General features: G+C 63.2%; 14 protein-coding genes. 10 read left to right on the top strand and 4 right to left on the bottom strand.

Going from position 1 to position 13,558, the window contains the following annotated elements; genetic code table 11:
- The first annotated feature begins 49 nt into the window (after positions 1 to 49).
- Positions 50 to 892, top strand: coding sequence for an S-formylglutathione hydrolase (fghA, locus tag FJ930_RS23825; protein ID WP_141840380.1), 843 nt, complete (start codon positions 50 to 52; stop codon positions 890 to 892).
- Between the two features lie 30 nt (positions 893 to 922).
- Here the strand turns inward: fghA and FJ930_RS23820 are convergent, their stop codons facing one another.
- Positions 923 to 2,245 (bottom strand): MFS transporter, encoded by a 1,323-nt coding sequence (locus FJ930_RS23820; RefSeq protein WP_140747174.1) that lies wholly within the window; start codon positions 2,243 to 2,245, stop codon positions 923 to 925.
- A 202-nt stretch (positions 2,246 to 2,447) separates the two neighbouring features.
- Between FJ930_RS23820 and cyoA the strand changes: the two genes are divergently transcribed.
- From cyoA to FJ930_RS23780, 8 genes are all read left to right on the top strand, one after another.
- Positions 2,448 to 3,629, top strand: coding sequence for a ubiquinol oxidase subunit II (cyoA, locus tag FJ930_RS23815; RefSeq protein WP_141840353.1), 1,182 nt, complete (start codon positions 2,448 to 2,450; stop codon positions 3,627 to 3,629).
- A gap of 10 nt (positions 3,630 to 3,639) precedes the next feature.
- Entirely contained in the window at positions 3,640 to 5,637 is a 1,998-nt protein-coding gene (cyoB, locus tag FJ930_RS23810) for a cytochrome o ubiquinol oxidase subunit I (protein ID WP_141840352.1), read from the top strand.
- Positions 5,638 to 5,646: 9 nt separating this feature from the next.
- The gene (gene cyoC, locus FJ930_RS23805) at positions 5,647 to 6,273 is read left to right on the top strand and encodes a cytochrome o ubiquinol oxidase subunit III (RefSeq protein ID WP_141840351.1); all 627 of its coding nucleotides are present in this window, start codon (positions 5,647 to 5,649) and stop codon (positions 6,271 to 6,273) included.
- Entirely contained in the window at positions 6,270 to 6,647 is a 378-nt protein-coding gene (cyoD, locus tag FJ930_RS23800) for a cytochrome o ubiquinol oxidase subunit IV (RefSeq protein ID WP_141840350.1), read from the top strand. The genes cyoC and cyoD overlap by 4 nt, the downstream gene beginning before the upstream one ends.
- Complete coding sequence (locus FJ930_RS23795) at positions 6,644 to 7,462, top strand: SURF1 family protein (RefSeq protein WP_141840349.1); 819 nt, start codon at positions 6,644 to 6,646, stop codon at positions 7,460 to 7,462. Before cyoD ends, FJ930_RS23795 begins: the two co-directional genes overlap by 4 nt.
- A complete protein-coding gene (locus FJ930_RS23790) occupies positions 7,459 to 8,811 on the top strand; it encodes an ATP-binding protein (RefSeq protein ID WP_141840348.1) in 1,353 nt (450 codons plus the stop codon). Before FJ930_RS23795 ends, FJ930_RS23790 begins: the two co-directional genes overlap by 4 nt.
- Positions 8,801 to 9,337, top strand: a complete 537-nt coding sequence (locus tag FJ930_RS23785; protein WP_181763456.1) for a response regulator transcription factor — start codon at positions 8,801 to 8,803, stop codon at positions 9,335 to 9,337. The genes FJ930_RS23790 and FJ930_RS23785 overlap by 11 nt, the downstream gene beginning before the upstream one ends.
- Positions 9,338 to 9,473: 136 nt before the next feature.
- Positions 9,474 to 10,748 carry a DUF763 domain-containing protein gene (locus FJ930_RS23780; protein ID WP_141840346.1) on the top strand — a complete coding sequence of 425 codons (1,275 nt, stop codon included), beginning with the start codon at positions 9,474 to 9,476 and terminating at the stop codon, positions 10,746 to 10,748.
- 22 nt (positions 10,749 to 10,770) lie between these two features.
- Here FJ930_RS23780 and FJ930_RS23775 read toward each other — a convergent pair whose 3' ends face one another.
- A complete protein-coding gene (locus FJ930_RS23775; RefSeq protein ID WP_141840345.1) occupies positions 10,771 to 10,971 on the bottom strand; it encodes a KTSC domain-containing protein in 201 nt (66 codons plus the stop codon).
- 131 nt (positions 10,972 to 11,102) lie between these two features.
- Between FJ930_RS23775 and FJ930_RS23770 the strand changes: the two genes are divergently transcribed.
- Positions 11,103 to 11,708, top strand: a complete 606-nt coding sequence (locus tag FJ930_RS23770; RefSeq protein WP_141840344.1) for an alpha-ketoglutarate-dependent dioxygenase AlkB — start codon at positions 11,103 to 11,105, stop codon at positions 11,706 to 11,708.
- A gap of 30 nt (positions 11,709 to 11,738) precedes the next feature.
- On the opposite strand, the gene FJ930_RS23765 is transcribed toward FJ930_RS23770, so the two are convergent.
- The gene (locus tag FJ930_RS23765) at positions 11,739 to 12,440 is read right to left on the bottom strand and encodes an RraA family protein (protein ID WP_141840343.1); all 702 of its coding nucleotides are present in this window, start codon (positions 12,438 to 12,440) and stop codon (positions 11,739 to 11,741) included.
- Complete coding sequence (locus FJ930_RS23760) at positions 12,437 to 13,555, bottom strand: mannonate dehydratase (RefSeq protein WP_141840342.1); 1,119 nt, start codon at positions 13,553 to 13,555, stop codon at positions 12,437 to 12,439. The genes FJ930_RS23765 and FJ930_RS23760 overlap by 4 nt, the downstream gene beginning before the upstream one ends.
- Positions 13,556 to 13,558: the final 3 nt, after the last annotated feature.

The raw sequence follows: 13,558 nt of genomic DNA, 5'->3' as shown, positions 1-13,558 counted from the left end.
ATGCCTTAGACAGGCGCCCGTGAACAATCCAAAGGCGGAGAAGAACCACATGTCGGACCGGATGAAGACCATCTCCTCTGCCAGGTCGCATGGCGGCGTGCAGGGCGTCTATTCCCACGCTTCCGATGCCTGCTCCTGCGACATGATTTTTGCCGTTTTCGTGCCGCCGCAGGCCCGTGAAAAACCTTGTCCGGTCGTATGGTACCTCTCCGGCCTGACCTGCACCCATGCCAATGTAATGGACAAGGGCGAGTACAGGCGGATGGCCGCCGAGCTTGGCCTGATCGTCGTCTGTCCCGACACCAGCCCCCGCGGCGCCGATATTCCCGACGAGAAGGAGAATTGGCAGTTCGGCAGCGGCGCCGGCTTCTACGTCGATGCGACGCAAGCGCCCTACGCCAGGAACTATCGCATGTATTCCTATGTGACCGAGGAGCTGCCGGCGTTGATCGCGCGGGAATTTCCGGCCGACATGACGCGCCAGGCGATCTTTGGCCACTCGATGGGTGGGCATGGCGCGCTGACGATCGCGCTCAAGAATCCCGAGCGCTTCAAGAGCTGCTCGGCGTTTGCCCCGATCGTGCAGCCAAGTACCGCCGGCTGGTCGAGGCCGGCCTTCGAGAAATATCTCGGCGCGGACGAGGCGTCATGGCGGAACTGGGATGCCACCTCGCTCATCGAGGACGGCCACCGCTTCCCGGAGTTCCTCGTCGATCAAGGGAAGTCGGACGGATTTCTCAATGATGGGCTGAGGCCGTGGCTCCTGGAAGCAGCCTGCGCCAAGGCCGGCATTCCCCTGACACTGCGCGTGCAGGACGGCTATGATCACTCTTATTTCTTCATTTCGACGTTCATGGACGACCATCTGAAGTGGCATGCGCAAAGGCTCTGATACGGGACCAGCGTCCGTCGTCGTGCCTGGTCAGTCGCCTCGACGGCCCGCGACTGGGCGCCCGCCGTCGATCCACAGGGCAAGCAATGTGCAGCCCGCGCCTGAGAGCAAATAGGCACCGGCGGCGATGAGGCCGAAATTGCCGGCCAACAGCAGGGCTGCGAGCGGCGCGAAGCCGGCGCCGAACATCCATGCCAAGTCAGAGGTTATTGCAGAGCCGGTATAGCGGTACTGTCGGGAAAAGCTCGATGCGACAACGCCGGACGATTGCCCGAAACTCAGCCCCAGGAGGATGAAGCCCAGCACCATGAACAAGGCCTCGCCGATGGTGCCGCCATCGAGAAGCTGCGGGGCAAAACCGCTGAATGTCGCGATTGCGATCGCCGAGCCGCCGAGCAGCGCGCGCCGTCCGACGCGGTCGGCCAGCGGACCCGATGCGACGATGGCCGCAATGCCGAACAGTGCGCTCACCGCCTCGATCACCAGGAAACGCGCCGGTCCCTCATTGGTGAACAGGAACACCCAGGAGAGCGGAAACACCGTCACCATGTGGAACAGGGCGAAACTCGCCAGGGGTGCGAAGGCGCCGACGACGACGTTGCGGCCTTCGGCCCTGATCGTGTCCCTGATGCGGGTCGGCTGCAGGTCCCCGCTCTCGTACAATCTTGCGAATTCGGGTGTGACGACGATGCGCAGCCTGGCGAACAGAGCCACGACATTGATGGCGAAGGCGACGAAGAAGGGATAGCGCCAGCCCCACGAGAAGAAGTCGTCGGCCGACAGGTTGGCGACGAAGAAGGCGAAAAGGGAACTCGCCACGATGAGCCCGATCGGCGCGCCCAGTTGCGGGATCATGGCATAGAAGCCGCGCCGGTTCCGCGGCGCGTTCAGCGCCAGCAGCGAGGGCAGCCCGTCCCATGTACCGCCAAGCGCCAGCCCCTGTCCGATGCGGGCCAGCGCCAGCAGCCAGACGGCGACAGCACCAATGTCGCCATAGCCAGGCAGAAACGCGATGGCGACGGTCGACGTGCCGAGCAGGAACAGCGCGATCGTCAGTTTCGCGCCGCGGCCATGGGCGCGATCGACCGCCATGAACAGCACGGAGCCGAATGGGCGCGCGACGAAGGCCAGCGCGAAGATGCAGAAGGAGTAGAGCGTGCCGACGAGCGGATCGTGCGCCGGAAACATGAGCTTGGGAAACACGATGACGGAGGCGATCGCATAGACGAAGAAGTCGAAGAATTCCGACGTCCTGCCCACGATCACGCCGACAGCGATATCGCCCGCGCTGACCTGGCCATGATCCGAGCCGATCAGCCCGCTGTTCGTTTCGGCACTCGAAGTCTGAGCCATTTGTCCGTCGTCACTGAGTGGAATGAGGTGTCAGGGACCTAATTCCCGGGATCCCATTGTGCGCTGCACACTGTGCCAAAGCCACCCCAGCTGGGCATTGGACAAATTGTCCAATGTCACCGCGCCGCCGCCAGCGGTAGCCCCTTGTCGATACCGCGCTGCAGCATGGACGGCTGCTGCGGTCCATCGAGGGCAGCGTTTGATGAAACGATTTGGAGCCTTGCTTCTGTTTCCCCTGGCCGGGCTGTTGAGCGGCTGCGATCTGGTCGTGCTGGCGCCCGCGGGCGACGTCGCGGCCCAGCAGCGCGACCTGCTCGTGGTCTCGACCCTGCTGATGCTGGTCATCATCGTGCCGGTCATGGCGCTGACTGTCTTTTTCGCCTGGCGCTACCGGCAATCCAACGCCTCGGCGACCTACACGCCGGACTGGGATCATTCGACGAAGCTGGAACTGGTGATCTGGGCCGCCCCTCTGCTCATCATCATATGCCTTGGCGCGCTGACCTGGCTCGGCACGCACCTGCTCGACCCATACCGCCGGATCGACCGGATCGAGTCGGGCCAGCCCGTTACCCAACTGCACAAGCCGCTCAGGGTCGAGGTCGTGGCGCTCGACTGGAAATGGCTCTTCATCTATCCGGACTATGGCATCGCCTCAGTCAACGAACTGGCCGCGCCGGTCAACCAGCCGATCGACTTTCGCATCACCTCGTCGGCGGTGATGAATTCCTTCTATATTCCGGCACTTGCCGGACAGATCTATGCCATGCCCGGCATGGAGACGAAGCTGCACGCCGTCATCAACCAGCCGGGCACCTATAGCGGCTTCTCGGCCAACTACAGCGGCGCCGGCTTTTCGGGGATGCGTTTCGCTTTCCACGGCCTGTCCGACCAGGCTTTCGACCAGTGGGTGGCACAGGCCAAGACCGCGTCGGCGGCGCTCAACCGCGACAGCTATCTCGAACTCGAAAAGCCGAGCGAGAACGAACCGGTCCGCCACTACGCTTCCGTCGATTCCGACCTTTATGGCGCCATCCTCAATCTGTGCGTCGAGCGCGGCAAGATGTGCATGAATGAGATGATGTCGATCGATGCCAAGGGTGGCCTTGGTCTCGCGGGCGTCCGCAACACGCTGCTGCTGCAATATGACAAGCTCGCCCGGCGCGGCGCGATATTTGGCAACGACCCGTCCTATGTCGCAAGCATCTGCACGGCGGAGGAAGCTGCCGCGGCGGCGCGCGCCGCCGGCGATGCCACGCCGACGAACTGGTCGGCGAAGGATCTCTCCCCGCTTCGCGGGGCGGGGCTGCTGCGGCCCGGGACCGAGAGCCGTCGCGCCGAGGCGGGTACGCCGCCGCTCGGCCTGCTGCGGCGCGAATTGTGAGAGATAGCCGATGCCCGACTCTTTGACCAAGTTCATCTTCGGCCGTCTCACCTGGGAATCGCTGCCCCTGCACGAGCCGATCGTCGTCGCCACCTTCGTCGCGGTGGCGCTCGGCGGCATCGCCCTTCTCGGCGCGATCACTTATTTCAAGCTGTGGGGCTATCTCTGGCGTGAGTGGTTCACCAGCGTCGACCACAAGAAGATCGGCATCATGTACATGGTGCTCGGCCTGATCATGCTGCTGCGCGGCTTCTCGGACGCCATCATGATGCGGCTCCAGCAGGCCATCGCCTTCAACGGCTCCGAGGGCTATCTCAATTCGCATCACTACGACCAGATATTCACCGCCCATGGCGTGATCATGATCTTCTTCGTGGCGATGCCCTTCGTCACCGGGCTGATGAATTTCGTCGTGCCACTGCAGATCGGCGCACGTGACGTCTCCTTCCCCTTCCTCAACAATTTCAGCTTCTGGATGACGGTCGGCGGCGCCATCCTGGTCATGGCGTCGCTGTTCGTCGGTGAATTCGCCCGCACCGGCTGGCTCGCCTATCCGCCGCTCTCCGGCATCGGCTACAGTCCTGACGTCGGCGTCGACTATTACATCTGGGCGCTGCAGGTGGCGGGCGTCGGCACGACGCTGTCGGGCATCAACCTGATCTGCACGATCATCAAGATGCGCGCGCCTGGCATGACGATGATGCGCATGCCTGTCTTCACCTGGACGTCGCTTTGCACCAACGTGCTGATTGTGGCGTCCTTCCCGGTGCTGACGGCGGTGCTCGCGATGCTGTCGCTCGACCGCTATGTCGGCACCAACTTCTTCACCAACGACTTTGGCGGCAACCCGATGATGTATGTGAACCTCATCTGGATATGGGGTCACCCGGAAGTCTACATCCTCATCTTGCCGCTGTTCGGCGTCTTTTCCGAGGTCACCTCGACCTTCTCCGGCAAGCGCCTGTTCGGCTACACCTCGATGGTCTACGCCACGGTGGTCATCACCATCCTGTCGTATCTCGTCTGGCTGCATCACTTCTTCACCATGGGCTCCGGCGCCAGCGTCAATTCCTTCTTCGGCATCACCACGATGATCATCTCGATCCCGACCGGGGCGAAGATATTCAACTGGCTGTTCACGATGTATCGCGGCCGCATCCGCTTCGAACTGCCGATGATGTGGACAGTGGCCTTCATGCTCACCTTCGTCGTCGGCGGCATGACCGGCGTGCTGCTGGCGGTGCCGCCGGCGGACTTCGTGCTGCACAACAGCCTGTTCCTGATCGCGCACTTCCACAACGTCATCATCGGCGGCGTGCTGTTCGGCCTGTTCGCCGGCATTGCCTACTGGTGGCCCAAGGCCTTCGGATTCAAGCTCGATCCGTTCTGGGGGAAGGTCTCGTTCTGGTGCTGGGTGGTCGGCTTCTGGTTCGCCTTCATGCCGCTTTACATCCTGGGCTTGATGGGCGTCACGCGCCGCATGCGCGTCTTCGACGATCCTTCGCTGCAGATCTGGTTTGTGATCGCCGCCTTCGGCGCGGTGCTGATCGCCTTCGGCATCGGCGCTTTCCTGATCCAGATCTTCGTCTCGGTTCGCAGACGTGCCGAACTCGTCGATGTCACCGGCGATCCCTGGGGCGGTCGCACGCTCGAATGGTCCACCTCCTCGCCGCCGCCGGCCTACAACTTCGCTTTCACGCCGGTCATCCGCGACAACGATGCCTGGTGGGACATGAAGAAGGCCGGCTATCGGCGCCCGCTTTCCGGCTTCAGGCCGATCCATATGCCTGATAACACCGGCACCGGCATCATCCTAGCGGCCTTCAGCGTCGCGCTCGGCTTCGGCATGATCTGGTACATCTGGTGGCTGGCGGCGCTGAGCTTCGTCTGTCTGATCGCCACCGCGATCGGCCACACCTTCAACTATCACCGCGACTTCCACATTCCGGCGGCCGAGGTCACGCAAACGGAAGAGGCGAGGACGACGCTTCTCGCCGCTCGGGTCTAGGGTTTGAGCATGCTATCGAGGACAATCACGGCCGACACCGAGCCGGTCTTTCATCTGGAAGAAGAGCATGCGCATGCCGAAGGCAGCAGCACCATGCTTGGCTTCTGGCTCTACTTGATGAGCGATTGTCTGATCTTCGCGATGCTGTTCGCGGCCTATGGCGTGCTCGGCGGCAACTACGCGGCCGGTCCCGCGCCCAAGGACCTGTTCGATCTCGATCTGGTGGCGGTCAACACCGCCATGCTGCTCTTCTCCTCGATCACCTATGGCTTTGCCATGCTGACCATGGACAAGGGCCGCGTGGCCGCGACACAGGCCTGGCTCGCCGTGACCGGCCTGTTCGGCTTGGCCTTCCTTTCGATCGAGCTCTACGAATTCGCCCACATGATCCATGAGGGTGCCACGCCGCAGCGCAGCGCCTTTCTGTCGTCCTTCTTCACCCTGGTGGGAACGCACGGCCTGCATGTCACCTTCGGCACGGTCTGGCTGGTGACGCTGATGGTGCAGGTCGCGAGATTTGGCCTCATCGAGGCGAACCGCCGCCGCCTGATGTGCCTCAGCATGTTCTGGCACTTCCTCGACGTCGTCTGGATCGGCGTCTTCACCTTCGTCTATCTGATGGGGATGTTGCGATGAACGCTCACGATCACGCCGCCGATCACGGCCCCGCGCATGGCGGCGCCGCGCACGGAACGCTGAAAAGCTACCTGACCGGATTCGTCCTGTCGGTGATCCTGACCGCCATCCCGTTCTGGCTGGTCATGACCGGCGCCATCGACAACAGGCAGGCCACGGCCATCGTGGTCATGGTCTTCGCGGCGGTGCAGATCGTGGTCCACATGGTCTTTTTCCTGCACATGAACACCGCCTCGGAGGGCGGATGGTCGATGCTGGCGCTGATCTTCACGCTGATCCTGGTCGTCATCGTGCTGACCGGCTCGCTCTGGGTGATGTACCACCTCAACGCGAACATGATGCCGGGGCTTCACGACATGCGCGAGATGCCATGAGCCCGCCGCCGGGCGCGGGGAGCACCACTATCGAGGCACGGGACGGCCAAGCTGGCATCCGTCTGCGCACCGCGTCACGCAAGCACGCGGGCAGATCGCCCGCGTCGCGTCTTTTCCTCCTGCTGCTCGGTATCCTCGGTGTGCTGGTGTTTGTCGGGCTTGGCATTTGGCAGCTGGAAAGGCGCGTCTGGAAACTTGACCTGATCGCCCGCGTCGATCAACGTATCCATGCTCCCGTCGTCGATGCGCCTGGCCCGGTCAGTTGGAACGGCTTGACCGCGGCCGGGTCCGAATACAGCCATGTGCGACTGGCCGGACGCTTTCTGAGCGGCGCCAACACGCTGGTGCAGGCGGTGACGGAGCTTGGCGGCGGATACTGGGTGCTGACGCCGATGCGGACCGACCACGGCTTCGTCGTGCTGGTCAACCGCGGCTTCATTCCGCAGGAGCGCAAGGTAGAATTCGAACGGGAGAGTAGTGGTTTCACCGCGCCGGCCGTCATTGACGGGCTGTTGCGCATGAGCGAACCCGGCGGCGGCTTCCTGCGCAAGAACGATGCCGCGGACAATCGCTGGTATTCGCGGGACGTTGCCGCCATCGCAGCCGTGCGCGGCCTGACGGATGTCGCCCCCTATTTCGTCGATGCGGAAGCGTCCGGCATGGACAACTGGCCGCGCGGCGGTTTGACTGTCGTTAATTTCCGCAACAGCCATTTGGTCTATGCTTTGACCTGGTTCACGCTCGCTGCGATGCTCGCCGTCGCCCTGGGCGCGCCGATGATCGGCCGCCGCTCGCGGCAAGGGCCGGCAAGATGAGCATCCCGACGCAAGCACTTCGCAACGACAAGTCCTTCGCGGCGGCGTCCATTGCCGGCAAGGGTGGTGCGGCCGCCAATCCCGATGCGGCGAACAGGAAGAACCTGTTCCTGCTCATCCAGCTGCGCTGGTTGGCGGTGGCTGGTCAGGTGCTTACCATTTTGGTGACGGAATACTGGTTCGCCATCCCGCTGCCCTTGCCGGAGATGGCCGGCGTCGTGCTTTTCCTGATCGGGCTGAACATCTTCAGCCTCCTGGTCTTGCGTGGCCAGCGGCCGATCAGCAACGCACAGCTGTTCGTCGCGCTGATCTTCGACATGGCGGCATTGACCATCCAGCTTTACCTGAGCGGCGGCGCCTCGAATCCATTCGTGTCGCTCTACCTGCTGCAGATCACCCTCGGCGCCGCGCTGCTGACACCGTGGTCCACCTGGATCCTGGTGGTGGCCGCCTCCGCCTGCTTCGTCTTCCTCACCTTCCAGTTCCAGCCGATCGCGATCCCGCATCACGGCGGCAGCGACCTGTTGGCCCTGCATATACGCGGCATGTTCATCTGCTTCGTGCTGGCAGCCGGCCTGATCGTCATCTTCATGACCCGCATCAACCGTAATTTGCGTGAGCGCGATGCCTATCTCGCCGATCTGCGCCAGCGATCGGCCGAGGAGGACCACATCGTGCGCATGGGCCTGCTGGCCTCGGGTGCCGCGCATGAGCTGGGCACGCCGCTTTCGACCATCTCCGTTATCCTCTCCGACTGGCGCCAGATGCGAAGCGTCACCCGCAACCGCGAATTGGCCGGAGACATGGCCGAAATGCAGGCGCAGATCGAGCGCTGCAAAAGCATCGTGTCGGGCATTCTCATGTCTTCGGGGCAGGCGAGGGGCGAGGGTACGATCCGCACCAGCATCCGCCATTTCCTCGACGATCTTGTCCAGGAATGGCGTGTCAGCCGCCAGCCGCTCAATCTGGATTACAGGAACGATTTCGAACCCGACGAGCAGATCGTGTCCGACACGGCGCTGAAGCAGGTCATCTTCAACGTATTCGACAACGCCCAGGAAGCATCGCAGGATTGGGTCGGCGTCACCGCCGAGCGGCAGGGCGAGAAACTGGTGATTGCCGTGCGCGACCGCGGGCCCGGTTTCGACGAGGGTATTCTGGCCGCGCTCGGCCAGCCCTATATGTCGAGCAAGGGACGGCCCGGCGGTGGCCTTGGTCTTTTCCTGGTGGTGAATGTGGTTCGAAAGCTGGGAGGCGACTTTTCGGCGCGCAACATGGAGCAGGGGGCTTGTGTCACCCTTTCGCTGCCGCTCGCGGCGCTGACCGATGGAGATGATCATGAGGGCTGATCGATCCCTGTTTATCGTCGAGGACGACGCGACCTTCGCGAAAACGCTGAAGCGCTCCTTCGAAAAGCGCGACTATGACGTCATGGTCTGCCACGGCAGGGAAGACTTGGCTCGCGCCCTCGAAACCGCTGTTCCGGCCTACGCCGTCGTTGACCTCAAGCTGGGAGCCGGCGGCTCCGGGCTGGAATGCGTCAAGCTTCTGAGCGGCCGCGACGCTTCGATGAGGATCGTCGTGCTGACCGGCTTTGCCAGCATCGCCACGGCGGTCGAGGCGATCAAGCTTGGCGCATGCCATTACCTGGCGAAGCCCGCCAATACCGATGACATCGAAGCCGCCTTCGGCCGGGCCGAAGGCGACGTTTCGGTTTCGCTGAGCAGCCGTCCCACCTCGATCAAGAACCTCGAATGGGAGCGCATCCACGAAACGCTCGTCGAGACCGGTTTCAACATCTCCGAAACCGCGCGCCGGCTTGGCCTGCACCGGCGTACTTTGGCCCGCAAGCTCGAGAAACGCGTGGTGAGATAGCCGGACGGGTTCGGCTCGCGGCGGGCTGAAAACCGGCTAGACTCTCATCGGCCATCGGGGATAGGCCCATTCCGGGCTTCCCTGAACCGCCCGGGAGACTTATCTGTCCGGACAGACACCGGAACGGGCAACAGGCGTGGCGCAGCGATCGGGCAGTGCTGATCTTCCACTTCACGGCGGACGCGTGCCGAAATGGCTGGGCGACCGCATGACGCGTCTTGGCGCCGTGATGTGCGAGGCGATCATCCATCACTATGGCCGCAACGAATTGCTGCGGCGGCTGGCGCATCCGTTCTGGTTCCAGTCCTTCGGCGCCGTCATGGGCATGGACTGGCATTCATCCGGCATCACGACCAGCGTTGTCGGCGCCTTGAAACGCGGCCTCACGCCGCTGTCTGGCGAACTCGGTATCCACGTCTGCGGCGGCCGTGGCGCGCATTCGCGCAAGACCCCGCATGAACTTGCCGCGATCGGCGAGCGCATCGGCTTCGACGGGATACGCCTGGCCACCGCCAGCCGGCTTGTCGCCAAGGTGGACAGCGCCGCGGTCCAGGATGGTTTCGATCTCTATCTGCACGGCTTCATCGTCACCGACGACGGCGACTGGGTGGTGGTGCAGCAAGGCATGAACGGCGACAGCAAGGTGGCACGCCGCTACCATTGGCTGTCCGAAGGTCTGGAGAGTTTCGTCGATCAGCCGCACGCCGCCATCGAGGGCGCCAACCAGGGCGAAATCGTCAACCTGACCGACCATCGTGCCGAGGCCTCGCGTCTGGGCCAACTGGATCTGCTTCATGACCTCGGCCCGGATCGCATCCTGCGGGAGTTCGCTGCCCTGAATTCGGGCACTCTGCCGGCTCCGGAACAGCCGCTGCTGCCGCATCTGGTCATGCCGGCTCATCATGACGTTCGCGAAAGCGATGTCGTCATGCGCCGCCTGCATGGAAACATGGCGGCGGCCGCCGAACGCGGCCCGGCGGATTTTTCCGAGCTTCTGCTGGTGCCCGGTGTGGGCGCGCGCACGGTGCGCGCATTGGCGCTCGTGGCCGAGGTGGTGCATGGCGCGCCGTGCCGTTTTTCCGATCCCGGCCGTTTCTCGCTCGCGCATGGCGGCAAGGACAGGCACCCGTTTCCCGTTCCGCTCAAGGTCTATGACGAGACGATCGGCGTGCTGAAGTCGGCCGTGCACAAGGCCAAGCTTGGCCGCGAGGAGGAAATCGGCGCGTTGAGGCGGCTCGACGATCAGGCTCGGCAGGTCGAGCGGTATGTCACCGGTCCCAGCCTGAAGGAGATTGTCGCCGGCGAATTCGACCAGTCGCATCTGCTTGGCGGCCGCAGTGTATTTGGCTGGGAGGCAGCGCCGGACAATGCGCCCGTCGAGCGGGACAAGAAGGGCATGACAGGGGAGTAGTGGCGGACGCATCGCGTTCGGGTCATGCCACGCGACGATACGTATAATTATCCCGGATGTATTCGTTGAAGAAGCGGCCCTTCGAGGAGGACTTCCTGAAAGCGGTATAGGTCGCGAGGGGAACGTCCATGTAGTCGTAACGATAGCCGGTCGGCACGAACCAGACGGAGAGGACCCTGGTCGCGGGATCGTATTGTGTGTTTTGGATCGCTGTCGACGGCATCTTGGCAACCTGACTGCTCAGCCGGATAAATCCGCCAGGGCAACGTCTGGTTCCGTGCAGCCATAATCTGTGTCACGTCTGGAGCGGGTGCCGATATTGCCTTGGGGTACGCTCCTCACCATCTAGGCGGGATGTCGCCGCTCAAATCGAAAGCCACCGCCCGCAACGTCGCACTCCAGCACGATCTCTTTGGCGATGCCTCGGATCTGCCGGAGGGGTTCGCCTACCAGGCCGGATTGATCACCCCGCAGGAAGAGACACAGCTCGTCCAGCATCTGGAAGAACTGCCTTTCCAGGCGTTCGATTTCCATGGCCATCTCGCAAACCGGCGCGTCGTCGGGTTCGGCCTGCGCTACGATTACGATCGGCGCGAAGTCGTCGAGGCGCCGCCGATCCCCGATTTTCTGCTGCCTTTGCGCGAGAAGGTCGCGGCCTTTGCGCGCCGGCCTGCCGAGGCCTTCGCGCAGGTGCTGATCAATGAATACCGGCCTGGTGCCGGCATCGGCTGGCATCGCGACAAGCCGCATTTCGAAGATGTGGCTGGCGTCTCGCTGCTGGCGCTCTGCAGCTTCCGGCTTCGTCGAAAGAACAGTGACGGGTGGGACCGCCGGACCATTTTGGTCGAGCCGAGGTCAGCCTATCTCATGACAGGCCCTTCGCGCACCGAATGGGAGCACAGCATCCCACCGCTTGCCGAGCATCGCTATTCGATCACCTTGCGGACATTGAGGGCGTGAAACAGCTGAGCATCAGGGCTCCATCGGAAATCACATGATGCCGAAGGTCCTGTACGCCTCCACCGCGCTCATGCCCTCGCGGATCGCCCTGGCGACGAGCTTTTCGCCGCGCACCTTTTCCAGGGCCAACCGCACCACCTCTTCCTCGGTTTGCCGTGGAACGACGAGGACACCTTCCTTGTCGCCAAACAGCAGTGTCCCCGGTTCGATCCGCACGCCGCCGATTTCGACTGCGCAGCGATAATCGACGACCTTGCCGCGCACGCCTTGGTCCTGCGCGTAGTAGCCGGTGCAGAAGCAAGGGAAACCCAGCGCCTTGATGCCGTCCGTGTCGCGGGCAAAACCGTCGACCAGCGCGCCATGCGCGCCGAGGATTTTCGCTCGCGTCGACATCAATTCGCCCCACAGCGCGTAGCGGGGCGAGGCGCCGCTGGCGACGTAGATCTCGCCGGGCTTCAAATCGTCAAGTGCCTCGAACATCAGCCCGAACGGCTTGGTCATCAGCGGATTGCGCGTCGGCTCACTTGATGGAAAAATATCGGTTTCCAGCACCGGCATGGCCCGGCCGAGCAGCCGCGTCTTCTCGTCGACAGGCTTGAACACGGGCGGCAGGAACTGATGCTGCAGCCCAAGCGTGTCCATCACGTCTCCGACGACCGCGACAAAGAGCTCCTTCTCAAACAGACGGTACATTTCAGCGTCGTCTGCATAGAGGCGGGTGGATGTGGTCATGAGGCTTGCCTCCGGGCGCTGGTTGATTGGATGGTGCGGGAGGGCCCGAGCGATGCGGCGTTCTGGACCAGCGCGCGCATGTAGCCGAGGGCAAAAGCCTTTCCGGCATGCCAGGGCGCGTCGCAGGACATTTCCGGCGTATGGTCGGGAATCATCACGCCGTCATAGCCCTCGTCGCGCAGGATGCGCACGATCTCGGCCATGTCGATGTCGCCGTCGTCGACAAAGGTCTCGTGGTATCTGGGCACCTTGCCGCGCACGTTGCGGAAGTGGATGTAGCCGATACGCTTGCGCTGCGCGAAGCGGCGGACATGTTCGTATATGCCGTCGGCGCCTGGCATTTCCTGCAGCGAGCCGAGGCAGAGTTCGAGCCCGTTGGACGGTGAATCGACGATGTCCATCAGCCGGTCGTATTTCTCCGGCCGGTTGACGAGCCGCGCCGCGTCGCGCAGCGCCTCGGCCGGCGGATCGTCGGGATGCGCCGCCATCACGACGCCGGCCTCCTCGGCCACCGGCACGATCTCGCGCAGGAAGGTGTCAAGCCGCTGCCAAAGCTCGTCGCTGGTGACTTTCACCGGTTCGGAATCCGGCCGTCCGGCGCGGTAGCGCATGTTCCAGACCACACCGTCGGGAAGGGGTAGATCGGGGTCGATGGCCGAGAGGTCGAGCCCCACCGACATCGCCTCGCCGCGCGCGAACGGTCCCCGCGACCAGCCCCAGACACCGGCAATGGAAAAATTATAGCCGATGCAGGGAATGCCGGCGCGCCCGGCATCGCGGACAAGGCGCTTCAACCCTTCGATCTGCTTTGCCCTGTCGGGTCCGCCGAGCAGCACATCGGACCAGAAGCGCGGCGAGAAATTCTCGATCGCCGCGATTTCCAGCCCATTCTCGCGCACCGTCTTCACCAGGCCGGCGAAATCCTCGTAGCTCCAAAGTTCATCGGTGGAGCAGTCACCCCAGCCTTCTTTCTCGCTGCCGGCTGACAGCGAAGGGTCGCGGCCGCGAAAATAATTGGTGAGGTGGGCAACAATGTGAGACGCGCCCGCCTGCCGCGCGAAACGGAAATTGTCCGGGGTCAGCGACTCCCGGTAAAGGCCAAGACCGATCTTCATGTT

This window comes from Mesorhizobium sp. B2-4-15 (assembly GCF_006658505.1).
Taxonomy (GTDB): Bacteria; Pseudomonadota; Alphaproteobacteria; order Rhizobiales; family Rhizobiaceae; genus Mesorhizobium.
The sequence above is the reverse complement of the archived record's forward strand: the minus strand, read 5'-3'. Positions and strand labels throughout refer to the sequence as shown.

Coding starts and splice junctions, on each gene's coding strand:
- fghA (WP_141840380.1), top strand. CDS start 50: ATGTCGGACCGGATGAAGACCATCTCCTCTGCCAGGTCGCATGGCGGC.
- FJ930_RS23820 (WP_140747174.1), bottom strand. CDS start 2,245: ATGGCTCAGACTTCGAGTGCCGAAACGAACAGCGGGCTGATCGGCTCG.
- cyoA (WP_141840353.1), top strand. CDS start 2,448: ATGAAACGATTTGGAGCCTTGCTTCTGTTTCCCCTGGCCGGGCTGTTG.
- cyoB (WP_141840352.1), top strand. CDS start 3,640: ATGCCCGACTCTTTGACCAAGTTCATCTTCGGCCGTCTCACCTGGGAA.
- cyoC (WP_141840351.1), top strand. CDS start 5,647: ATGCTATCGAGGACAATCACGGCCGACACCGAGCCGGTCTTTCATCTG.
- cyoD (WP_141840350.1), top strand. CDS start 6,270: ATGAACGCTCACGATCACGCCGCCGATCACGGCCCCGCGCATGGCGGC.
- FJ930_RS23795 (WP_141840349.1), top strand. CDS start 6,644: ATGAGCCCGCCGCCGGGCGCGGGGAGCACCACTATCGAGGCACGGGAC.
- FJ930_RS23790 (WP_141840348.1), top strand. CDS start 7,459: ATGAGCATCCCGACGCAAGCACTTCGCAACGACAAGTCCTTCGCGGCG.
- FJ930_RS23785 (WP_181763456.1), top strand. CDS start 8,801: ATGAGGGCTGATCGATCCCTGTTTATCGTCGAGGACGACGCGACCTTC.
- FJ930_RS23775 (WP_141840345.1), bottom strand. CDS start 10,971: ATGCCGTCGACAGCGATCCAAAACACACAATACGATCCCGCGACCAGG.
- FJ930_RS23770 (WP_141840344.1), top strand. CDS start 11,103: ATGTCGCCGCTCAAATCGAAAGCCACCGCCCGCAACGTCGCACTCCAG.
- FJ930_RS23765 (WP_141840343.1), bottom strand. CDS start 12,440: ATGACCACATCCACCCGCCTCTATGCAGACGACGCTGAAATGTACCGT.
- FJ930_RS23760 (WP_141840342.1), bottom strand. CDS start 13,555: ATGAAGATCGGTCTTGGCCTTTACCGGGAGTCGCTGACCCCGGACAAT.